General features: G+C 65.6%; 15 protein-coding genes. 9 read left to right on the top strand and 6 right to left on the bottom strand.

Annotated features, from left to right (window positions below; translation table 11 throughout):
* Window positions 1-150: 150 nt before the first annotated feature.
* The 6 genes from ACM9LZ_RS07055 (at window position 151) to ACM9LZ_RS07080 (ending at window position 9,885) form a co-directional block, all read left to right on the top strand.
* Window positions 151-2,406 carry a glycosyltransferase family 2 protein gene (locus ACM9LZ_RS07055; RefSeq protein ID WP_416618819.1) on the top strand — a complete coding sequence of 752 codons (2,256 nt, stop codon included), beginning with the start codon at window positions 151-153 and terminating at the stop codon, window positions 2,404-2,406.
* Window positions 2,403-3,569, top strand: a complete 1,167-nt coding sequence (locus tag ACM9LZ_RS07060) for a glycosyltransferase family 2 protein (RefSeq protein WP_416618649.1) — start codon at window positions 2,403-2,405, stop codon at window positions 3,567-3,569. Before ACM9LZ_RS07055 ends, ACM9LZ_RS07060 begins: the two co-directional genes overlap by 4 nt.
* 109 nt (window positions 3,570-3,678) lie before the next feature.
* Window positions 3,679-5,922, top strand: a complete 2,244-nt coding sequence (locus ACM9LZ_RS07065; protein ID WP_416618650.1) for a peptidase domain-containing ABC transporter — start codon at window positions 3,679-3,681, stop codon at window positions 5,920-5,922.
* Entirely contained in the window at window positions 5,891-7,255 is a 1,365-nt protein-coding gene (locus tag ACM9LZ_RS07070; RefSeq protein ID WP_416618651.1) for an HlyD family type I secretion periplasmic adaptor subunit, read from the top strand. The genes ACM9LZ_RS07065 and ACM9LZ_RS07070 overlap by 32 nt, the downstream gene beginning before the upstream one ends.
* Before the next feature lie 155 nt (window positions 7,256-7,410).
* Window positions 7,411-8,433, top strand: a complete 1,023-nt coding sequence (locus ACM9LZ_RS07075; protein ID WP_416618652.1) for a rhamnan synthesis F family protein — start codon at window positions 7,411-7,413, stop codon at window positions 8,431-8,433.
* Between the two features lie 552 nt (window positions 8,434-8,985).
* The gene (locus tag ACM9LZ_RS07080; RefSeq protein WP_416618653.1) at window positions 8,986-9,885 is read left to right on the top strand and encodes a calcium-binding protein; all 900 of its coding nucleotides are present in this window, start codon (window positions 8,986-8,988) and stop codon (window positions 9,883-9,885) included.
* Window positions 9,886-10,182: 297 nt separating this feature from the next.
* Here the strand turns inward: ACM9LZ_RS07080 and ACM9LZ_RS07085 are convergent, their stop codons facing one another.
* From ACM9LZ_RS07085 to ACM9LZ_RS07100, 4 genes are all read right to left on the bottom strand, one after another.
* Window positions 10,183-12,978 (bottom strand): glycosyltransferase, encoded by a 2,796-nt coding sequence (locus ACM9LZ_RS07085; RefSeq protein WP_416618654.1) that lies wholly within the window; start codon window positions 12,976-12,978, stop codon window positions 10,183-10,185.
* Between the two features lie 63 nt (window positions 12,979-13,041).
* Window positions 13,042-13,830, bottom strand: coding sequence for a hypothetical protein (locus ACM9LZ_RS07090; protein WP_416618655.1), 789 nt, complete (start codon window positions 13,828-13,830; stop codon window positions 13,042-13,044).
* Between the two features lie 94 nt (window positions 13,831-13,924).
* Entirely contained in the window at window positions 13,925-14,818 is an 894-nt protein-coding gene (locus ACM9LZ_RS07095; RefSeq protein WP_416618656.1) for a calcium-binding protein, read from the bottom strand.
* A gap of 375 nt (window positions 14,819-15,193) precedes the next feature.
* Window positions 15,194-16,939 carry a class I SAM-dependent methyltransferase gene (locus ACM9LZ_RS07100; RefSeq protein WP_416618657.1) on the bottom strand — a complete coding sequence of 582 codons (1,746 nt, stop codon included), beginning with the start codon at window positions 16,937-16,939 and terminating at the stop codon, window positions 15,194-15,196.
* A 158-nt stretch (window positions 16,940-17,097) separates the two neighbouring features.
* On the opposite strand from ACM9LZ_RS07100, the gene ACM9LZ_RS07105 reads away from it, so the two are divergent.
* Both ACM9LZ_RS07105 and ACM9LZ_RS07110 read left to right on the top strand, forming a co-directional pair.
* Window positions 17,098-18,330, top strand: a complete 1,233-nt coding sequence (locus tag ACM9LZ_RS07105) for a glycosyltransferase (RefSeq protein ID WP_416618658.1) — start codon at window positions 17,098-17,100, stop codon at window positions 18,328-18,330.
* A 205-nt stretch (window positions 18,331-18,535) separates the two neighbouring features.
* The gene (locus ACM9LZ_RS07110; protein WP_416618659.1) at window positions 18,536-20,194 is read left to right on the top strand and encodes a tetratricopeptide repeat protein; all 1,659 of its coding nucleotides are present in this window, start codon (window positions 18,536-18,538) and stop codon (window positions 20,192-20,194) included.
* Between the two features lie 10 nt (window positions 20,195-20,204).
* Here the strand turns inward: ACM9LZ_RS07110 and ACM9LZ_RS07115 are convergent, their stop codons facing one another.
* Window positions 20,205-21,494, bottom strand: a complete 1,290-nt coding sequence (locus tag ACM9LZ_RS07115) for a hypothetical protein (RefSeq protein WP_416618660.1) — start codon at window positions 21,492-21,494, stop codon at window positions 20,205-20,207.
* A complete protein-coding gene (locus ACM9LZ_RS07120; protein WP_416618661.1) occupies window positions 21,494-22,435 on the bottom strand; it encodes a class I SAM-dependent methyltransferase in 942 nt (313 codons plus the stop codon). Before ACM9LZ_RS07120 ends, ACM9LZ_RS07115 begins: the two co-directional genes overlap by 1 nt.
* Before the next feature lie 356 nt (window positions 22,436-22,791).
* Between ACM9LZ_RS07120 and ACM9LZ_RS07125 the strand changes: the two genes are divergently transcribed.
* Entirely contained in the window at window positions 22,792-23,154 is a 363-nt protein-coding gene (locus ACM9LZ_RS07125; RefSeq protein ID WP_416618662.1) for a helix-turn-helix domain-containing protein, read from the top strand.
* Window positions 23,155-23,188: the final 34 nt, after the last annotated feature.

Consider the following 23,188-nt stretch of genomic DNA (forward strand, 5'->3'; position numbering starts at 1 on the left):
TGAAGGGGTTTGCACGCCGGCCCGGGCGGAACGCGCCTGCGGTATGCCACTACCGGCCACGATCTGCTAAAGCTATGGGCCATCGCCCGGGTGCCGCCCGGGACCGCCACCGTCCCGCCTCCTCTCCCCTGTTCCGGGAACCGTTTGTTGATGCAGATCCTCGGCTATCTGGAAACCTATGAGAACCAGACCCTGATCGGCTGGGCCTTCGACCGCGCCGCGCCTGGGCGGCGCCTGCTGCTGGCGGTGGAGGTGGATGGCGAGCCGATCGCCGCCGGCCTGGCCAACCTGGACCGGTCCGACGTGGCCGGTGCCGGTCATGGCGACGGGCGCTGCGGCTTCCGGCTGCGGGCCCACCTGTCCCCCTGGGCCCCGTTCCGCGTGGTGGAGGTGGGCAGCGGCACCGTCCTGTTCACCGAGGCGGACCTGAAACAGGCCGATGGCGACACGGAGATGGCGGAAACGGCGGCTTGCGAGGGCGGCGGCGTGCAGGGCCATGTGGACAATGTGCTGGGCACGGTGATCCAGGGCTGGTGCTGGCGGCCGTCCGCCCCCGACAGCCATCCGGTGGTGACGGCCAGCATCGACGGCCGGGTCGTGGCAAGCTGCCGCGCCGACCTGACCCGCGGCGACCTTGTCAATGCCGGTATCGGGGAGGGCGACCACGCCTTCAACCTGCGCATGCCCTACTGGACGCTGGACGGGGTCGAGCACGATGTCGAGGTGGCCGTGGAGGGGGAAGGCCCGCTGTCGGGCAGTCCCATCCGCTTCATCGGGCTTTCCGATGGCGGCCGGCCGCTGCTGGGCCGGCTGATGGCCGCCCTGCCGCAGCCCGGCTCCGACTTGACAGCCACCGCGCGCCTGCTGGACAGCTATCTGGAACAGATGGAAATGCTGGTCCCGCAATCGCTGGGCTTCGCCTATTATCCGGACTGGTACCGGGCACAGGCGGCGGCCGGCGGCACCCAGCCTCCGCCGGCCGCCTTCGCCGATGACCGGCCGGGCCTGCGGGAGGCGGGACTGCGCCTGCGGGCCGGCGACGGCCCCGTCTATCTGGCGCTGCTGGACGAGGGGGTGCGGCTGCTGCCCGGCGGGCTGGAACGGGCCCTGCGCGCCGTCGCGCGCTGGCAGCCGGCCATCCTCTATGCCGATGCCCAGGCCGTCGTGGATGGCACGCTCCTGCCCTGGTTCCGCCCGGACTGGAGCTATGATCTCTGCTTGGCGCAGGATTACACGCGCGGCCTGACGCTGATCCGCGAGGATGCGATGGTGCCGGCGGCCGGCAACCGGACCCTGGCCGGCGCCCGCACGGCCGCCCTGCTGGCCTGCGATCCGGCCGGCATCCGCCATCTGCCGGAGGTGGTCTGCACGCTGGCCACCGCGCAGGCCGGCCCGGTCGGCCAGGATGTGGCGGGCATGGTCGCGGCCCATCTGGCAGCCCGCACCGGGACCCCCAGCGGGGCCCGTAGCGGGGAAAGCGCCCGCCTGCGCGTGATCGATCCGGCCTGCGGCCTGCGCCGGGTCGACTGGCCACCGCCGGCGGACGCGCCGCTGGTCAGCCTGATCATCCCCACCCGTGACCGGCTGGACCTGTTGCGCACCGCCGTGGACAGCATCATCCGGCTGACAAGCTACGACCGATTCGAGATCATCATCATCGACAATCAGAGCCGGGATCCGGAAACCCTGGCATGGCTGGCCGACGGCGAGCGGCAGGGCCGTTTCGAGCGGCTGTCCTATGACGCGCCGTTCAATTATGCCGACATGAACAACAAGGCCGCGGCCGTGGCGTCGGGCGACATTGTCGGCTTCATCAACAACGATGTCGAACTGATCACGCCGGACTGGCTGCAGGTGGCGGTCGGCCTGCTGGCCCGGCCAGAGGTGGGGGCCGTAGGGGCGCGGCTGCGCTTTGCCAACGGCATGATCCAGCATGGCGGCATCGTGGCTGGCACGGGCGGGCTGGCGGAAAACGCCTTCCAGCATGTGCATGTCGATGATGCGGGCTATTTCCACCGCACGCGGGTGGCCGGCAATTACAGCGCCGTGACGGCCGCCTGCCTGTTCTGCCACCGGCAGGAATTCCTGGACACGGGCGGGTTCGACGCGGCAAACCTGCCCGTGGCCTTCAATGATGTGGATTTCTGCCTGCGGCTGCGCGAGCGGGACCGGCAGATCGTCTGGACCCCGCATATCGAACTGTTCCACTATGAAAGCGTCAGCCGGGGGCAGGACAGTACGCCGGAAAAACAGGCACGGGCGATGAAAGAGGCACTTTACATGCGACAGCGCTGGGCCCGCATCACGGCCATGGACCCCTATTACAGCCCCAATCTCAACCTGGACGGTGCCCCCTTCTCGGGACTGGCCGTGCCGCCCCGCCGCCGCTGGGGGCAGCCGGCATGATTCAGGGGCATTTCGATTGTGTGGTCGGCCGCGATGTCTGCGGCTGGGCGTGGGACAGGGCCAATCCGGACCGGCCGGCCCGCGTCCGGGTTCTGATGGATGGCGTGCCGGTGGCGGAAGGCATCGCCGACCAGCATCGCCCCGACCTGGAGGCCGCCGGCATCGGCTCCGGCCACCATGCCTTCTTCGTGCGTCTGCCCATGGCGCTGCTGGACGGCCGCCGCGTCCGGCTGGTGCTGACGGGGGAGGACGGGCTGCCGCTGACGGGCACGCCGGTCGACATGGACCTGCCCAGCCTGGCCTTCCGGCCCGTGGCACCGCCCGCCAACCCGACGCCGCTGACATTGTCGGTCTGCGCCATCGTCCGTAACGAGGCGCCCTACCTGCTGGAATGGATCGCCCACCACCGGCTGGTCGGGGTGGAGCATTTCGTGCTGTTCGACAATGGCAGCGACGACGGAACCACGGCGCTGCTGGCCGGGCTGGCCCGCGCCGGGATCGTGGACCATGTCCCCTGGCCGGACATTCCCCATGTCGCGGTGCAGTGCCCCGCCTATATCGCCGGGCTGGCCCGCCTGGACGGCCGGAGCCGCTGGGTCGCCTTCATCGATGCCGATGAGTTCCTGAACCCGTTGCGGGGGGAAACCGTGCCCGACATCCTGCGCGATGTCGACAAGGCGGCGGGGCTGCTGGTGCCCTGGCGTCTGTTCGGGTCCAACGGGCATGAAACGGCGACGGACGATCTCGTCGTCCGCCGCTTCACGCGACGCGCACCGGCGGCCCATCCCCTGAACAGCCAGGTCAAGACAATCGTCCAGGCCCGGCTGGTGGCGCGGCCCGACATCCATACCCCGCGGATCACGGAAGGCAGCCTGGTCGACGAGTTCGGCCGCATCGGCGGCAGCCAGGGGCATACCGACCATCACGCCGTGCCGGATGCCGCGCGGCTGGTGATCAACCATTATTTCACGAAATCGCAGGCCGAATGGCAGCGCAAGCGCAGCCGCGGCCGGGCGACGATGAGCGGGGACAGCACCAGCCGCTGGCGGCCCGACCATCATTTCCAGGCCCATGACCTGAATGATGAGGAGGACAGGGGCCTGGCCTCCCGGGCCGGGGCCATCCTGGACGAAATGACGCGGCTGCGCGGCCTGTCAGGCTGATCCGCCGGGTCTGGTCCCCGCCCGGCGCCGACCAGCACGCTTGACACCGTCGCGTCGAACCCGCCACCTTCGCTTTCGCGAAATTGGCGGGTGCCCGGGAAGGAACCGAATGGTGCAGGCGGAGTTAGGTGGCGCGCAGGAGGACACGGCCGAAATGGCGACCGGCAGCCATTCCATGCTGGAGGGCTTGCGCTACATCGCCCGATACCATGGCCTGCACCTGTCGCGGGAAAACCTCGTCCGGCAATATGTGCGCGAGGACGGGGAGGTTCGCCCCTCCGTCATCGTCGCGGCTGCCGACAAGGCCGGCCTGAAGGCCAAGGCGACGAAGATGCGATTCGAGCATCTCCTGCGCCTTGGCCATGCGATACCGGCGCTTCTGCGCCTGCGTGACGGCACGGCACGTATTCTCCTGATGGTGCAGCCCAGGGGAAATCCGCCGCTGATCATGCTGCGCCACCCGATGGAAGGGTCCCAGCCCCAGCCCTACGACATGATCGGCCTTTCGGAGATCTGGGACGGCGAGATCATCCTGTTCAAGCGCAAGCAGGGCACGGCGGAGGACAGCAGCGATTTCAGCCTGCGCTGGCTTTTCCAGCAGGTGGCCAGGGACAAGCGCATCTTCCGCGATGTCGGCTTCTGCGCCCTGGCCATGTCCGTGTTCGCGCTGGTGCCGCCGTTCCTCTATTTCATCGTCCTCAACCGCATCCTGGTGCATCAGCGCATGTCGACGCTGTTCGTGCTGGCGGTGGGCATGGCGTTCCTGATCCTGTTCGACACCGCCTTCGGCTATCTGCGGCGATGGCTGGTGGCGGAAGGAACGGCGCGCATCGACGCGCGGATCAGCAGCTACATCTTCGACCGCCTGCTCGGCCTGCCCGTAACCGTGTTTGAAAGCCAGAGCACGGGCACGATCATGCACAAGATCCAGGAGGCGAGCCGCATCCGTTCCTTCCTGACGGGACAATTGTTCACCGCGCTGCTGGACAGCATGGTTCTGTTCATCCTGCTGCCGGTGATGTTCTATCTGAACGCGCAGTTGACCTTTTTCGTGCTTGGCATCGCCGTGCTGATGTTCATCACGATCGTGCTTTTCATCCCGGCCATCGGACGGGCCCATGGCCGGGTGGTCCGGGCCGAGCAGCGCAAGGGATCGCTGCTGATCGAAACCATACATGGCATGCGGACCATCAAGACCCTGGCGCTGGAAGGCCGGCGCCGGCATCAATGGGATGATGCCGCATCGGCCGCCGTGCTGGCCCACCGCGACATGGGTTTCCTGGCCAACCTGCCCCAGACCATCCTCCAGCCGCTGGAAAAGCTGATCTATGCCGGTACGCTGCTGCTGGGCTGCTATCTTGCCCTGACGGCGGAATCCGGGGCCGTGGTGGTGGGGGCGCTGATCGCCTTCACCATGCTGGCCTCGCGCGTCATCCAGCCCTTCGTCCAGATCGCCGGCCTGCTCCAGTCGCTGGAAGAGGTGCGCGGCGCGCTGAACCAGGTGGCCTCGCTGGTCAACATCCCGGCGGAAGACACGCGCGCCACCCACGGGCTGCGGCCACGCTTCACGGGCAGCATCCTGTTCGATGAAGTGCGTTTCCGCTATCCCGGTGCGCAGAGCTTCGCGCTCGACCGGGTGACCTTCAGCCTGCCGCCGGGCAGCGTCACGGGCGTCATGGGCCGCAGCGGGTCCGGCAAGACCACGATCACCCGCATGCTCCAGGGCCTGCATCAGGATTATGACGGTCTCATCAAGATCGACGGTACCGACCTGCGGCAGATGGACATCTCGCATCTGCGCGCCAATCTGGGCGTCGTGCTGCAGGACAATTTCCTGTTCACGGGCACGATCCGCGAGAATATCGGCATCGCGCGACCCGACGCCACGTTCGAGGACGTGATCGAGGCCGCGCGCCTGGCCGGTGCGGAGGAATTCATCGAGCGCCTGCCGCAGGGCTATGACACGATCCTGACCGAAGGGGCCAGCAACCTGTCCGGCGGCCAGCGCCAGCGCCTGGCCATCGCCCGCGCCCTGCTGGTCGATCCGCCGATCCTGATCCTGGACGAGGCGACCAGCGCCCTGGACCCCGAAAGCGAAGCCATCGTCAACAACAACCTGCGCCATATCGCCCAGGGCCGGACGATGGTCGTCATCTCCCACCGTCTGGCATCGCTGGTGGATTGCGACCAGATCATCGTCATGGATCGCGGGCGCGTCGTGGATATCGGCCGGCACGATGAACTGCTCGACCGTTGCGCCATCTATCGTGACCTATGGTTCCAGCAGAACCGCACCCAGCCGCCTTCCGGAGCAAGCAGCCATGAACGGTCGATCACTGGTCCTGCGTCCTGATCCGCGGGCCGCTGCCGCCGATCAGGATATCAACGACTTCCAGTCACATATGGCCGAGATCACGGGCGCGCCCTATCCGTCGCGCGTGCGGCGGACGGTGCATGTGCTGGTGGCCATGCTGGTCACGGCCATCGTCGCCGCCTCCGTGCTGCAGCTGGACCGGATTGTGTCCGCCAATGGCCGGCTGGTCTCCCGCACGCCGACCCTTCTGGTGCAGCCGCTGGAATCGTCGGTGATGCGCGAGGTGCATGTGCGACCGGGGGATGTCGTGGCGCGCGGCGACCTGCTGGTGACGCTGGACCCGACCCTGTCGACGGCGGACGTGTCCAAGCTGCTGTCCAACCGCGACGCCCTGCGGGCCAAGGTGGCCCGGCTGGAGGCGGAACAGGCGGGGGCCACACTGCCCGAACCGGCCGAGGACAACGAGACCCTGCGCACCGAATATTCCATCTGGCAGGCCCGCATCGCCGAGCGTCAGGCCCGCCTGGATGTCTATGACCAGCGTATCCTGGCCGCCAGGGGCCAGATCGCCAGCGGCCTGCGCGATGCAGAGCATTACCGCGCGCGCCTGAAGGTCAGCAGCGAGATCGAGGATATGCGCTCCGAACTGGCGCGCAAGGAGGTGGGCAGCCGCCTGAACGTCCTGATCGCCCAGGACACCAAGGCGGAGATCGCCCGCAACCTGTCCAACAGTGAGCAGCAGGTCACCACCTCGCGGCACGAGCTGGAGAGCCTGCAGGCGGAGCGGGAAGCCTATCAGCAGGAATGGCGGTCGAAGCTGACGACCGAACTGGTCGCCCGGCGGACCGAGCTGTCGCAGGTGGAAGATGACCTGTCGAAGGCGGAATACCGACGAGACCTCGTGGAATTGCGGGCCATGGCCGATGCGACCGTGGTCAGTGTCGCCGATGTCGGCAGCGGCTCCGTCGTCCCCTCCGGCGAGGTGCTGGTCAGCCTGATGCCCAGCAATGCCACGCTGGAGGTCGAGGCGGACGTTGCCGGCATGGACCAGGGCTTCGTGAAGGTCGGCGATGAGGTGCAGGTCAAGCTGAACGCCTATCAGTTCACGCGGCACGGCACCGTGGTGGCCGAGGTGCGATCGATCAGCGAGGACAGCTTCACCAAGCGTGACGACGGCACCGTGGCGCCGGAGCGCTACTACAAGGTGCGCGCCGATATCAAAGCCGTCGAGTTGCACAACGTGCCGGAGGATGTGCGCCTGGTGCCCGGCATGCCGCTGCAGGCCGACATCGTCGTGGGTCAGCGTTCCATCATGTCCTTCCTGCTCGACCGCGTCATGGTCAATACGATGGAAGGTATGCGGGAGCCCTGACCCCAGCGCGGCCGATGGGCAGCGGCCGGACCATGGGCCGCTGCCCATCGGCCCTGTCATTACCGATTGTGGATGGTTCGCGAGTTTGTTAACAACGGAGCCTGTAGATTAACGAAGCGCGCCGCTTTGACATTTTTCCGAAGATCGATAACGCCATGAAAACCATCAAGTATATTGAACGGCTATGGGGCGGCGTGCGGAATGTTGTTGATTTCGGCATCACCTACGCGATCAAGCCGACGGGACCCAGCTACATCCGGCGCAAATGGACGGGTGAACAGGCCCTGGAAGGGGCGCGGCGTGTCGTCGTGTTCAACCATTTCGATCCGAAGGGCCTGATCCATCGCTATGTCGTCCATTATCTGGAGGAACTGGCCAAGGCCGGCTTCACCACGATCTTCACCAGCAATTCGCCGCGCTTCCCCACGGAAAGCGTGGAAAAGCTCATACCGCTGACGGCACGGATCCTCTGGCGGTCCAATGTCGGGTATGATTTCGGGGCCTTCAAGGATGGCATCGCCCAGGTCCCCGACCTGCTGGCACTGGATATGCTGCTCATCACCAATGACAGCATGTATGGCCCGTTGCAGGACCTGTCCGGCATCATCGACCGCATGCCGGCTGCCGGTGCCGACATCTGGGGCATCACCGATTGCTGGGACCGGCGGTTCCATCTGCAAAGCTATTTCCTGCTGTTCCATCCGGCGGCCCTGCGGCACGCCAGTTTCAAGCGCTTCTGGGGGCGGCTCCCCTATTTCCGGCGCAAATATTGGGTGGTGCGCGCGGGCGAGATCGGCCTGACCCAGTATTTCCAGCGCCATGGCGTGCGGGCGCGGGCCTTGTTCCCCTATCGCGGCACGGTGCGCGACATCACGGGGCGGATCGAGACCTATCTGGCCCGGCCTGATTCGGCGGATGACAAGGTTCGCTGGCAGTACCTGTCCCGCATGTCGCAATGCCTGCGCGATGGTGTTCCGCTCAATCAGACCCACTTCTTCTGGGACTATCTCCTGGCCGAATTGCGCTGCCCCTTCATCAAGCGCGACCTTCTCCAGCATAATCCCATGGGTGTGCCATATCTGCATCATTGGGAACCGCTGCTGGCTACCGTCTCCGACTATGACAGCAGTATGATCGTCGACCATCTCGAATATTCGATGCGAGGTCGGGTGTATTGATGGGGATTGCATAAAAATAAAGACAAAGTTTCTCCCGTTGGCAGAGCCGGGAGTGATGTAACGAGAGCGCTTGGCCGGCTTTGGTCCTTCCCGTGGGACGCGGGATGAGTAACGCGGCCGACCAGCGGCCAGGCCTTTGAAGAGTTTAACACCCGTCACTGCCCTGCCTCGGCGCCCACCTTCTCCGGAACGCTCAACCAAGCCTTGTCGACATATCCGGAACCTGAAAATATTCAGGCGACGCATCTTGAATACGTGGCGAGGCAGATATTTCGTCCCTCCATACCCCCGCATCACTACCCTTGCATAAGCGTTCCTTGGATATTATTTATTGCCGGCTTTACACACAATCAAGAAACACAATCGACAAGACTTTCTTCAATTACTATACAGAACTTCGGCTAATTTAGTTTGTCACAATAAAGGCCTGTTGCCGACTGATGCGGGAGATGATAATTTTAACAGACTGAGGGTCATCGACCCGGGGGGACGGATCGGAGCTGAAATGCTCACTGGCCGTCGAGAGACTGTCACTTTCGTCGGAGGGGTGCGATGACAACGTTGCCGGGTGGCCAGACCGTCGCCTTCGTTGGCCTGAACGAGATCGAGTTGTCCGTTCTGAACACCATCTACAGCAATGCCGGCCCTTCGCTGGCGTCGACCATTGCGCAGGTCACGGCTTCACCGACATCGCTTACCGGCGCTGTGACGGTTGGCACCATTACGACCACCCAGGTGATCAACCAGGCGGTAAGCGGCGGCGCCAATATTGTAACTCTGGTGGATGGCGGTTCGCCGGCCCCGGGCTCCACGGGCGTGCTCACCAACATCGTCGCCGACAGCAGCGTCACGAACGTGATCCTGACGAACACCGGCAATAACAATGTTACGGCCTTCTTTGGCGGGCAGAATACCACGAGCGTGGTTGGTGATTTCGGTTCGCAGTTCATCGTCGGTTCCAGCAACGGCAGCGGCATGACCATCCTGACCGGAACGGGAAATGATTCCGTACTCGGCGGTGCCGGCAACGATGTCGTGCGGTCGGGCGGGGACTCGATTGTCAATGGCGGCGCCGGTAACGACACGATCATCGGCGGCAGCGGCATGAGCACGCTGGGCGGTGGTGCTGGCGCCGACAGCATCGTTGCCGGCTCCGGCGGCAGTTACATTATCGGGGAGTCGGGGAACGATACATTGGTCGGCGGTGCCGGCAAGGATATCTTCATCTACAGCCCCGGCGACGGCAACGACACCATCATCGGCTTCGACCCCACGCAGGACACGCTCGCCTTCACCAGCACCAATTTCGGGTCCGGCTCGCTGGATCTGGGTGCCCTCATCAGCAATGCGCAGGTTTCTGGTGGCAACACCGTCCTGACCCTGCCCGACGGCTCCACCATCACGGTGGTCGGGCTGACGGGTGTGAGTATCAACTGGTTCACCGCCAAGTAGGGCGCGCGGCAATTGGTCCTGGCCGGCCGATTGCCCCCTCCTGCTGCCCTCTCCATCATGATACCGGCCTGCCAGGTGGTTCCGCCTGGCAGGCCGTTTTGCGTTTGGGTCCTTGGGTATCAGGCCTTGGGTATCAGGCCTTGCCCATCCTGCCGCGCCAGACCTGAACCCAAATCCCGGTGATCGCAACCGATCACCGGCCTCAATCGCCGGCGCCCACATCCGTGGGCTTGGCACCGGCGCCCACATCCGTGGGCGTGGGCACGCCGCGTGTGCGGCGCGGCGGCGGTTGCCGCTTTACCCTTCAACAACCAGCGACAGCAAGGCGTCGTTGATGGCGGCAGGGGGCAAAGCCGGCGGCAGCAGGGCGCCGCGGCCCCAGGCACGCAGCCGCTCCGCCTGCGCCCCCAGGTCGAACGCCACGACCGGCAGACCGGCAGACATGACGTGGGTCAGGGCGTAGCACCAGGTTTCCGGCCATGTCGAGGGCAGGAACGCCAGATGCGGTCGCAGCAATGCCAGCAGTGACGGCACCTCCGCCTCCGCATAACGGCCGGTGACGACAATATGCCCGGTCTGGCACAGTTCCTCGTCATCCAGGCTGTATCCCAGTATCTGGAAGGTCAATGGCAGGCCACGCTGCCGCGCGTCCCGCGCGCAATCCAGCAAAAGCTGGTACCCCTTGGGTGGGCCGATGGCGCCGGGAACGACGATGCGCACCCCCTCCCCTCGCGCCCGGCGCGTGGGCAGCACGGGTGCCGGCGGCAGGGCCGGCTTCTCCGCCGGTGCCACCTCGTACCGCGCCGCCGGTATGTAACGGTGCATCCGGACGGCCGTGTCACGGGTGGAGCAGCCGACCTGACCGGCACCGGCCAGCACCGACGCCATCGCCTGCCGCCATTCCACGACAGCCATGTCACCGATACCCAATTCGTCGCCGAACCTGCCGACGCAGATCTCGCACCGGTCCACCGGCGGTTCGCCGCAATAGCGATCCTTGTCCGCCGTCAGCGTGATACGCGGACAGATCCAGCTATAATCATGGATATGGGCGCGATAGGGAAACCAGGTGGCCAGTTCCTGCAGCAGCCCGACGCGCAGCAGGCGGGGATGGTGCAGTTCCATCTCCCGCACCCCGAACCGGATCAGGTCCTCGTGCAAGGCGGCCAGGCCGTCCCCGTCATCACCATAGGACAGGTTGTTCAGTTCCAGCCGGTCGGGCACCTCCAGGCACAGCCGCACGCAGCCATCCCGCCCACCGCCCACCGGCCGCAGAAGCAGGACGGGTGCCGCCAGCATTGCGATCCGCTCCCGCAGGAAACGTTCCGTTCCACCGCCCAGTTCGGCACAGACCAGCAGCACGGGGCGGGGCACACCATCCGCCAGCAAACGGGCCCTGTCCAGCAACCGGCGGGCCGGGCCCAGCGGGTCGGCCGCGATGAAGCGATGCACCTCCGCCTCATAATCCGGATAGCGTGTGGCCAGCACGGCAAGCGCGGCATTGATCCGCGCCTGCTTGGCCGCCCCGAAGGACCCGCCGCCCACATGCCCGACAAAGGTGTCCAGGGCGATGACATGGCGCCAGCCCTGCGCCGTAGCGCGCAGGCAGAAATCATTCTCCTCGCCATAACCGGCACCGAACGCTTCCGCATCGAACCAGCCGGTCTGGTCCAGACAGGCGCGCCTTATATAGAGGCAGAAGCCCACCCCGGTCGGCACCTCCATCGTCCGGCCGGCCAACGCCGTCCGGGCCACGTCGTCCAACTCCTCCACATCGATGTCGGCAAGCGGGGTCGGCGCATTGGCCAGCGGATAGGAACAGATGGTCGCATCATTGGACCAGGGCGTGGCCGTCCCCGTCCGGTCCGAGCCCAGGGCGGCGGCGCGCAACCGACCCAGCCAGCCAGCCGAAACACAGGTATCCGCGTTCAACAGCACGACATCCCGGTCCGGATGCAGGGCCATGCCGATATTCACGCTGCGCACAAAACCCAGATTGCCGGGATTACGGCGCAGAACGATCCGCCCCTGCCGGGCCAGGTCATCCAGGAATTGCCCGATCTCCGGGTCGGGACCCCTGTCATCAATGGCCACGATGCGCATGGGCCAGCCAGGATCGCAGCCCAGCAAGGCATCAAAGCAGGCCTGCGTCGCCGCCCGGTCGCCATGGACGGGCACGATCACATCCACGGTCCCATCTTCGGCGGCACCTGCCCGTGGCGTGGCCGGCGGCAGGGACAGAGGCTCCCCCGTCAACTCGAACAGAAGCCGTACCCGCCCCGCACCCGCGGGAAGCTGGAAAGAGAGGATGGGCGCATCAAGCACATCCAGCATGACCGCCCCATCCGGCGGCACGCTGACATGGCGGCCGACCACCCGGTCTCCCTCCATGATCAGAACGGCGACAGGACGCTCCGGGCAGGCCATATCCAGCACGCGCGCCTGATAATGCCCATCGTCAGTGATTTCGACCAGGCCCGACAGGCGCGGCGGACGCAGCCAGCGGCCGGCGGCCAGGCCCGACTGCACCGGCACACCATCCACCGCCACCACGGGATCAACCGGCCCCAGCAGCGCCTCCGGCAGGGGCAGCGGCCATGATTGCACCTTGTCGGACGCCGGCAGGTCGTCCTGCCGGACCACCAGATGCTGCCATGTCATACGAAGCTGCCGTCCACCCGGCGCCACCGCGCAATGGAGCTGACGCTGGCGGATGAAACAGGCGGGCCGGCCCGTGGCGGCGACATGGGCCAACAGCATCTCATGCGCCTGATCACTCGTTTCCGCGTGCCATGCCAGGGCCGCCACCACATCCGGGGTCAGCACGCCAAGCCGGGCCAGCGTGCAGGCCACCATCAGGTGACGGGGTGACAGGGACAGGGCGCAGTCCAGCAGGCTGCGCGCCGTTTCCACCTTGCCTTGCACGAATCGAACCGTGGCAACGACAAGCAGGTCATCCGCATGCACAGGTTCCATCCGGAGCAGCCGTTCGGCCAGCAGGTCCAGCCCCGCCCCCGCCCCGGCCTTGATCCCGGCCAGCAACCGCGCGCGAAGAGCCAGACGGGGGGAGCCGAAAAGGTCGGCCGCCGTCACTCCGGCCCCGTCTGCGGTTGTCGATTCAGGGGTCGAGGATGGTTGCACAGAGCTATCCCCGCATCAGCGGGGAAGAATGGCGACACGCAACGCGATCAGCGGATCCTGCGGTTGCGGTGACCGGCAGGGTTCGCCATCCACAGCCTCCATCTCCCCATGGCGCAGAAACCGGGCGCCATAGACAACGCGATGGGTGCTGGCCAGCGGCGGCAACAACCGAAAGGCGATGCCGGAAAGCGGACGTCCCCCGGGCGCACCCAGCAGACCGGGCGCCGGCATCCAGTTCCCTTCAGACGTGCTGACGCCGGGCACGCGATATTGCAGCAACTGGCCGACGGTGGGTGTAACCTCGACGCGAATCGCCTCAACCCAGAAGGGTGCATCCTCAGCCGCGGCCCACTCGCCAGCGGCGAAGCTCACCTCTCCCACCTGCTGGATATGGGTATGCAGACGCAAGCCGACAGTCGGGGCCGTTGCCACATTGTCCAGCCGCTTTACCTGGACATCCAGGCAAACCTGCAACTCCCCACCGTAAAGGTAATTCGTGATCAAAAGCGGGCTGGCACCCGCCGGCACGACGACAACCGCCTGGTCCGTTCCGCTCAACCAGGCGGAGGAATTCAACTCCCCCTTGTGCAGGAACCGCGGTGCCACCGACCCCGGCTGGGGGATGCTGGTCAACTGCACGCTGGGAAAGCTGACCCCACGGACGATCACGGGTGCCTGGCGTGGCGGTGTGACAGAGATGAGATACAACCCCTCTGGCAGGGGCAGAACCTGTGCTGTGGACCGGAAACGATCGCTCTTCGTATCCCGTTCACCGGCAACTGCAACAGCCTGGTCACTGGTCATCGTCCACCACACCAATTTTTCATCGTGAAGGACAGTACCAAAATGAAAAGGCGGGCAAAAGCCCGCCTTTCCACTCTGGATGAAACCGCCGGATTTACTTGGCGGTGAACCAGTTGATATCCACACCCGTCAGGCCGACCACCGTGATGGTGGAGCCGTCGGGCAGAGTCAGGACGGTGTTGCCACCGGAAACCTGCGCATTGCTGATGAGGGCACCCAGATCCAGCGAGCCGGACCCGAAATTGGTGCTGGTGAAGCCGATCGTGTCCTGCGTGGGATCGAAGCCGATGATGGTGTCGTTGCCGTCGCCGGGGCTGTAGATGAAGACATCCTTGCCGGCACCGCCGACCATCGTGTCATCACCCGACTCGCCGATCAGGTAGCTGCCGCCGGAACCAGCGACCAGGCTGTCGGCACCGGCACCACCGCCCAGCGTGCTCACGCCGCTGCCACCGATCAAGGTGTCGTTACCGGAACCGCCATTGACGATCGAGCTTTCACCCGAGCGCACAATATCGTTGCCGGAACCGCCCAGGACCGAGTCGTTACCGGAGCCGGTCAGGATCGTCATATCGGCAGAACCGCCGATGATGAACTGCGAACCGTAGTCACCGGCCACCGTCGTGGTGTTTTCGCCTGCGAAGAAGGCCGTGACATTGTTGTCGCCGACATTCGTCAGGATGACGTTCGTGACGCTGCTGTCCGCGACGATGTTGGTCAGCACGCCCGTGGAGCCGCCGGACGGCGCACCGCCATCCACGACCGTCACGACGCCCGCACCGCCAGTCACGGCCTGCGTCACCACCGAACTGGTCGTCACCGTACCAACAGTGACGGGAGCCAGAATCCCCGTGGGAGTGGCCGACACGGACACGACCGACGCCGCCAGCGCCGGCCCCTGAGTGCTGTAAACCGAAGTCAGAACAGATAACTCGGCCTCATTCAGGCCGACAAAGGCTACCGTCTGGCCGCCCGGCAACGTCGTCATAGGACCCCCCAACAAAAATCAACAAACCATGAAACCAGGAGGCACCTTGCATCCCTGGCCGCATAATTGTGAAGTTGCATCACGTACTTTCACTATTCACTAAAACTTTATCAGCCACCGCCTGCTTCCGCAACCACCTATCGCGCTGCAGCGTCCCCCCTGAACAGGGGGCCTGCCGCCCTGAAGGCAAGCGGGCGACGCCGGCCACGATGCGCCAAAGGGCACAAAAACCAAAGGATATCAAAAATATACAGAAAAACCGAAACATGGGACGAAACCGGAAAAGGTATTGCAACGGTTGGTAAAAACCCCTACCTAAAACTTTTGACCTAGGCCAACAGGTTGAACACCCCCTTCCGGTCATTCCCCCATGCGTCAGCCCTTCGCAGATGCAGCAATGGCCAGTGCCTGGGCCACGGGCTCGTCTTCCGCCAGCTTCGGCGTGTCCCAGGCGGCGAACAGATGCTCCGCCTCCGCGAAGGCGCCCAGGAGTACAAGACGAATCAGTGCCAGCTTGCGCGCATGGCGGATGGAGGCTGGTGCCTCCGCCGCACCGGGCGTCACCCAGATGGCGTCCAGGGCGGCCCGCACGGCCGCGGCATCGGCAGCCTGTTCGATCGCGGTGAAGGCCGGGACGGGGCCGGCCGGGATATCGGCGCGCAACAGCCGCTCCAGCAGTGCGACCTCCCCTTCCGCCGCCTCCACCCGGGTCACGCCCTGCCAGAGCAGGTTGGGATTGCGGGTGTTGCGCAGATCGCGGCAAACCGTGGCCCGCGCTGTCCGGCGGAACTGGTCGGGCAGCAGCAATCCGTCGGCGGCGGCTCCTTCCTCCACGGCCGTCAGAAGGGGCGCCACATCGGCACCGCACCCGACGGCGGCGGTCATGAACAGATTGATCGCCGCCATGCACAGCACCTCGGTCTCGCCATCCTCCATACCAACCTTGTGCAGCGCCCGGCGCAGGCCCGCCCCCATCAGCGCTGCCTTGCCCGCGAAAAGGGCAGCAGCCTGTGCATCTCCCTGGACATTGTTGGCCAGCACGGCCCGGAAATAGAGCAGGCCCGCGACATTGCCCGGCATGGCCGACAGCCATTGCTCTGTCGACAATCCCGCGTCCGGCACCATGAGCGATTGCGGCCGGGTGATGTCGATGCCGAATCGCTGACGATGGGCCGCTGCTATTTCTTCGAACAGGGCCAGCGCCTCGTCGGGGTCGCCGCCATTCACCATGTCCTTCATCAGCCGGTAGCGCAGACCCGACAGCAGCGCCGGGGCCAGGTCCGGCGACGCGATTCGCTGCCGCAGATAGCGATGATAATGCGCAGCGTCCAGCAGGCGCGGGGGCGGCAGCGGCGCATTGGATGCGAAGGCGTGCAGGGAGCAGCCCACCGCTTCCACCCTGATCTGCGTGAAGCCGGCGGCCCGCAACGCATGCTCCAGCCCAGCCGCGCTGAACAGGGTCAGATGCAGGCCGGGGCTGGCAATGGGGGCCAGCATGGCCGGCGATGTCAGGGGGTTCAGCGCGGCACCGTCGGGCGTGGTCAGCACGGCCATGCCCTGGTCGCCCACGGCACGCCGCATGGCCGCCAGGAAGGGACCGGGTTCGGGAATATGCTCGACCACCTCCGAGGCATAGGCGATGTCGAACGGCTGCGTCATGGGCGTATCGGCCGTCCAATAGTCGCGCGTGATGTCCAGCCCCAGATAATCACGGCCCAGCGTGGCCAGGCCGGAAGGGTCATACCCCTTGGCTGTCCATCCGAACACTTCCTGGGTGAAATCGCTGACGAAGCCGAATCCGCCGCCGATCTCCAGCATGCGCCGCCCCTCACCCGGCTCCACGAAGCCCAGCGGTTCCAGCATGGGGCGCAGGCCGGCCCCCTGTTCCAGATAGAAATGCAGCAGGGGGGCGTTGGGCAGGTCATCGCCGTGGTAATCGGCGCCCTGCCGGTCGGTGGAAAAGCGGGTGGCGCAACCGGCGCATTGCACGATTACCCAGTCCGCACCGCCGGGCCCCGAACGGGGTAGCACCACCACGGGCCGGTGTCCGCCACCATGGCCGCAGACCGGGCAGGACTGCGCAATGGCGGGGCTGTCTTCGGATTGCCAGATGAACTCCACGGCTCTCTCCCGGTGGCTGGATATCGCTGCCTGTCGCGCAAGGGACTGCGTTGATAACATAAGGATGGCAAAGGTCAGCGGAAAACCCGCTATGATGCCTTTCAGCCATCCGCCTTGTCCCACAGCCATCCCCCCAGCCGCAGGCATTCCAACCGGCGATGTACCGCATCCTGTTCCTGCATAAGGATTTCCCCGGCCAGTTCCTGCATCTGGCCCGCCATCTGGCCGGCCTGCCGGGGGTGGAGGTGCGGGCCCTGGCCAGCGATCCGGCCGCCCCCGTGGACGGGGTCGCCGTCACCACCTATCAGGTGAAGGCCCCAGCCGATGGCCGGCCGCATCCCTATCTCCACCTGCCGGACCAGGCCATCTGGCGGGCCCAGGCCGTGCTGGTGGCATGCGTGGGGCTTCAGCAAACGGGATTCGTGCCCGACCTGGTGATCGGCCACAATGGCTGGGGCGAAACGCTGTTCATCAAGGATGTCTGGCCCCGGGCACGGCTGATCGGCTATTGCGAATTCTACTATCATGGCCAGGGGGCCGATGTCGGCTGCGACCCGGAATTCCCCGCCACCCTGGGCGACGTGGCGCGCGTGCGGGTGATGAACGCCGTCAACCTGCTGACACTGGAAGCCATGGATCGCGGTGTCAGCCCGACACGCTGGCAGCACGGATTGCATCCCGCCGCCTATCGGGACCGGATCAGCCGCCTGCATGACGGCATCGACACCGTGGCCGCCTCTCCCGGCCCGGCCCGGCCGCTGACCCTGCCGGACGGGCGGGTGCTGGCCCCCGGCACACCCATCGTGACCTATGTGGCCCGCGACCTGGAACCCTATCGCGGATTCCACACCCTGATGCGGGCCGCTTCGCTATTCCTGGAACAGGTGCCCGATGCCCATCTGGTCATCGCGGGCGGCGACGGTGTGTCCTATGGCAATCCCCCGCGCGAGGGCGGGAGCTGGCGCACGCGCATGCTGTCGGAACTGGCCGGCCGGCTGCCCCTGGACCGGGTTCATTTCCTGGGGCACGTGCCGCATGACGGGTTCATCAACCTGATGCGCCTGTCCCGCACGCATGTCTACCTGACCTACCCGTTCGTGCTGAGCTGGTCGATGCTGGAGGCCATGGCCTGCGGCGTCACGCTGGTCGCCTCGGCAACGCCACCCGTGCAGGAGGTGGTGGCCCACGGCGCCAACGGGCTGCTGGTGCCGCCGCTGGACCCGGCGGCCATCGCGGCCGGCATCGTGGCGGCGCTGGCCCTGCCGGCATCGGCGCGTCGGGACCTGGGTGCCGCGGCCCGGCAGACCGTGCTGCGCCATTTCGACAGCGCGCAGGTGGCGATGCCGGCCTGGCTCGGCATGCTGCGCCGCGATTTCGGGCTGCCGGATTGACCCGCCCGTGGCGATCACCGGCAATCTCGTATAAGACCAGAACCTGGAAAGTAGAATTTGCCGGGTTCTGGTAAGACGGTGATCACCGGGACACGGGGGGGTATAAGACGCTGGCAAGGATCACCAAGGGGGAAAGCGGCCGGTCACAGGCCGTCATGCCCGCCAGTCCCCCTTGGTAACCATTTCACGGGAAAGGTGCATCCGCGTGGCCCTTCAGACCATGATATCGAAGACATGGAAGCAGTTGCAGGGACTGCGCGGATCCCCCCTGACACGCGGCCGGAAGGCGGCGGAGGCCGGAAAGCTGACCAAGGCCGCCGGCATCTGGCAGGAGGGTGCGCGGGCCGGCGACGGCGAATGCCAGTTCGCCCTGGCCGAGGCGCTGGCGAAGGGGATCGGCGTCCTGCGCGACCCGGGGGGGGCCTTCCGCTGGTATCTGGCTGCGGCCGAATCCGGCCTGGCCCTGGCGCAGACCCGCGTTGCATCCCTTTACGCCCGCGGGATCGGCCATGCCGGGGAGGGCGAGGGGCGGGCCGGCGGTGACGCCCCCTTTTTCCTGGCCCAGGATGACAAGGCGGCCCGCCATTGGGCCCGTCTGGCGGCCGAACAAGGCAATGTGGAAGCACAGGTGCTGCTTGGCTGGCTTCTGAGCCGTGACGGCGGCCCCGGCGTCCCACGCGAGCCCGAGGACGCGGCGCGATGGTATGGCCGGGCCGCCGATGCCGGCAACGCCACCGGCATGGTCGGGCTGGCCAACCTGATCAGCGCCGGGGAAGTGCCCGGCCGCGAGCCGGCGGAGGCCTATCCGCTCTATCGCCGCGCGGCGGACCAGGACAATGCCACGGCCGCCTATTTCACGGGCACCCACCTGCTGAACGGCATCGGCACCGATGCCGACCCGGTGGAGGCACGGCGCTGGCTGTCCAAGGCGTCGGAGGCGGGGATCATTGCGGCCATGCGCCTGCTGGGCCTGCTTTACCTGCGCGGTACGGTCGGCCGCGCCGATCCGGTGCAGGCGGAAACCTGGATCCGGCGGGCAGCCGTGAAGGGGGATGCCGACAGCATGGTCCTGCTGGCCGAACTGCATCAGCAGGGCCGCACCACGGTGCCCAACCGCTCGGAAGCCGTGGTCTGGTACACGGCCGCCGCCGAAGCCGGCAATGCCCGCGCCGCCCTGGCCCTGGGCCAGATCCATCTGCGAGGTGACGGCGTCATCCCCGACGCGGCCCGTGGCCTGCGCTATCTGGAACAGGCGGCGGCCGAGCTGCCGGAAGCGGAATTCCAGCTTGGCATGTGCTTCCTGGAAGGAATGGGCGTGCCGGAGGACCATGACCGGGCCCGCCAGCACATCATGAAGGCGGCGGGCCAGCGCCACGCCGACGCCACCTATAATCTCGGGGTGATGCATTACCACGGCAAGGGCGTGCCACTGGACAAGGAGGCGGCCTTCCGCTGCTACGCCGCGGCGGCCGAACTGGGCAGCGCCTCGGCCCAGTTCCGGCTGGCCTATGCCATGACGCTGGGCGTGGAGATACCGGAGGACCCGGAGCGCGCCATCACCCTGTTCACCCTGTCGGCCCAGCAGGGCCATGTGGTCTCTCAGGTCAATCTGGCCCGCATGCTGCTGAAGCACCGGCCGGACGCCGAGGCGGAACTGGCCGATGTACGCCGGCGGATGGAAACAGCCGCCGCCCAGGAATTCCCCGCCGTCCTGGCCGTCCTGGGGGAGATGGCCTGGCGGCTGGACCAGGATCGCGAAACCGCCATGGCCCTGGTCGCCCGTGCCGAGGCCCTGGGTGATCCACATGCAGCCTATGTCCGCGAAATGGTGACGGCGGCTGCCGGCCCGCTCCCCGCCGCCTGACCCCTGCCGGTCAGGCGAACCGCACCAGCCGCAGCCGCGGCAACAGGTTGCAGGCAAAGATGCCGCAAGCCACGACACCCATCAGGATCAGGTTGAGGGGGAAGGCGAAGAAGTTCAGATAGCCGGGCGCCAGCAGCATGATGGCCAGGAACACATAGAAATGGTGCGACCGGACATAGGCGGCCCCCCGCTCCCGCAGGCTGGTCAGCAGCATGAAGGCCATCAAGACATGGCCCAGATAGCCCCAGTCGGTCAGCCCGCCTACGATCACACCCGGCACCCCGAAATCGGCATAGGCCAGGATCGGGCCGCCAAAGGCCGGGGTATGCCCCGCCTCCGCCAGGCCGGGATAGAACATCTCGTTCAGCAGGATCGGGCCATAGACGAAGGGCTTGTCCGCCCACAGCAGGCGCGGCACCGCGCTGATGATCTCCGTCGCGGAAATCTGGCCATAGAAAAGGTCCGCGACGCCATTGTGATAGGCGCGGATGAAATAGGCGCTGTTGGAGTAGTAATCGAAATAGAAGAAGATATCGACCAGATCGGCTGACCCGAAATTCAACAGCACCGCCGCCGCCATGACCACGCCGACGGCCGCCACCGTGCGGATCTGGATCTTGAACCCATAGATCAGCATGAAGGCAAAGGCCGTGACCGTATAAAGGATGAGATATCCCTTGGAACCCAGCATGAAGACGAAAGGCAGGAAGAACAGCCAGGCCGCGATGATGTGCCAGCGTACCGACAGGGACAGCAGCGCCAGCACATAGGAAACGGCCAGGAACGACACCGACAGCGCATAGAAGGCGCCGGCCCCCGTGCGGTGCATCTGATACCCCGTGCGCGGGCTCAGGATCCAGTTGATCAGCCCGAAGCTCCAGCTTGCCGTGACCACGAAGAACAGCAGGAACAGACCGAAGAACAGGCCGGCCGCCAGCCGCAGCCGCACTGTGGAGATCGGCTGGTAATGGAACTGGTCGATCAGGCCGGCCACCACGTTCTGCCGCGACAAGGCCAGGATCATGGCACCCGCCACCATGTGCCGCAGGGAGAAATGCAGGTTCTCCAGCAGCAGCAGATACTGGTAGGTGCCGTCCAGGACCCCGTCATCGAAATGCACCGACGGCCCGGCGAACAGCCACAGCAGCCGCACCGGCAGCAAGGCCAGCACCAGCACCGAATAGGCATTCAGGAACGGCACCCGTGCCACATATGCGAAAAACCACAGAAAGGCCGGTTCAATCAGGAAATTGAACGCCATGTTCAGGGCGCACAGCAGCACGAGCATGGGATCGGTCATCAGTCGGCCGTCTTGCGCGTGAGATGGACGATGCTCATGTTGCCGAACTTTGCGATGTTGGAAATGGCGGACCAGACGGACAGGGCCCGCAGGAAGGCCCATTCGACCAGACGGCTGCGATTACCCGGCAGGCGGCGGAAATAATCTTCGGGAAATTCCCACAAGGTGCGGATGGACAGGTCATAGCCATGGGTCTCCGCCATGCGCCGCAGCCGGTCCAGTTCCAGCCGGCCCGGCTTCAGCCCGGAATATTCGATTCGCTGCGCCAGGCCGCGCCGGGCCAGCCAGCGGATCACCATGTTGTTCGTGGGCTCCACGAAGATGACATTGTCATAGCCATAGGCCAGCAGCTTATCGATGCTGTGATGCATTTCCGGCGTGTGGTGCAGCGCCTCGAACACGATCACCGGCACCTTGCGGGACCGGATCGGCACGAAATCCAGGTCGGACGTGAACAGGGCCAGTTCGCCGGAATAGCCGAACTGACGCAACTGGTGCGGCACGATTCGCACGGAATGGATGGACAGGTCGCTGGCATAGATGCGGCGCGGGCTGGCGCCCTGCACGATCAACTGACCGATATCATAGCCCGACCCGCAGCCCATCACCGCGAACTCGTCCCCGCCACAGCGTCGGATCAATCCCAGGATGCGTTTGAATTTTCCGGTCTGGAAATAATTATAGTAGCTGCTCCAGGTATGCTTGGCGAGCTGGAGCTTGATCTTCTCCTCGTCCTTATATTCGAACGTGTAGGAAATCTCCCGCTTCTTGTGTTCATCGACCTCGTCAAAGCCCGAAAACTCGATGATGCCGTCGGTGATCCGGAATTCCTGGTTTCCCGTCGTATCGACAACGGAACCATCGCGGACGACGAGATCGGTGGAGCCCGTATAGGGGTTGTACAAGTCCTCGATGAACTCCTGGCTGGGAAGAACCCTCATCGCCTGCACCATACTGTCACCATTCCGTTCAAGATTGCCGGTGTCGTCAGCTTCCCGTGACAGGCCTGGCGGACCAGGGCCTGCCGGCCTTCGGCTTTGCGTTTCGATGACGCTCGGGCATCACGCGGGAAAGCCAGATGGCGACCACGCAAGTCAAGCGCTATTTCAAGGATTGGCATCACGATACAGCTCTGGAAGGCCGGCATCCTATAACGGCGCGCATCGCGCCTGCAACGTTCAGCCATAGCGGTGGGGGCAACGTTGCGTCATCATGGCGGGGACTGTTGCGAAAGAACATTGGCAATCTGTTATAAAGTCGCTTATGTTCGACCTAGACAGAAGTTAGAGGTATTCGGATGTACTCACATCCCCAGCATGGTGGCGGCGAAGAGGTCAAGGAACTGCGCCGGCAGGCCGGTGCCTGGCTGAAGGCGCGCCGGACGGAGGTCGGGCTGACACAGCGGGCGCTGGCGGAACTTGTCGGGCTCGAATATTACACGATGGTCTCGATGATCGAGGCCGGGCGCGGCCGCATTCCGCCGGACAGCTACATGGCCTGGGCCGGGGCGCTGGCGATGGAACCGGCGGCATTCGTCCGCACCCTGATGCAATTCTATGATCCGATCACCCATGCCATCCTGTTCGGGGATGGCACCGTTCCCGGCCGGGACGCCGGTGGATCGCAACCGGCCGGCGCGCCGAAATTCAAGGTCGTCTGAGCCGCTACGGACCATCGATTACGGACCATCGACA

Origin of the sequence: Niveispirillum fermenti (assembly GCF_048066175.1) — a bacterium.
GTDB classification, from domain to species: Bacteria; Pseudomonadota; Alphaproteobacteria; order Azospirillales; family Azospirillaceae; genus Niveispirillum; species Niveispirillum fermenti.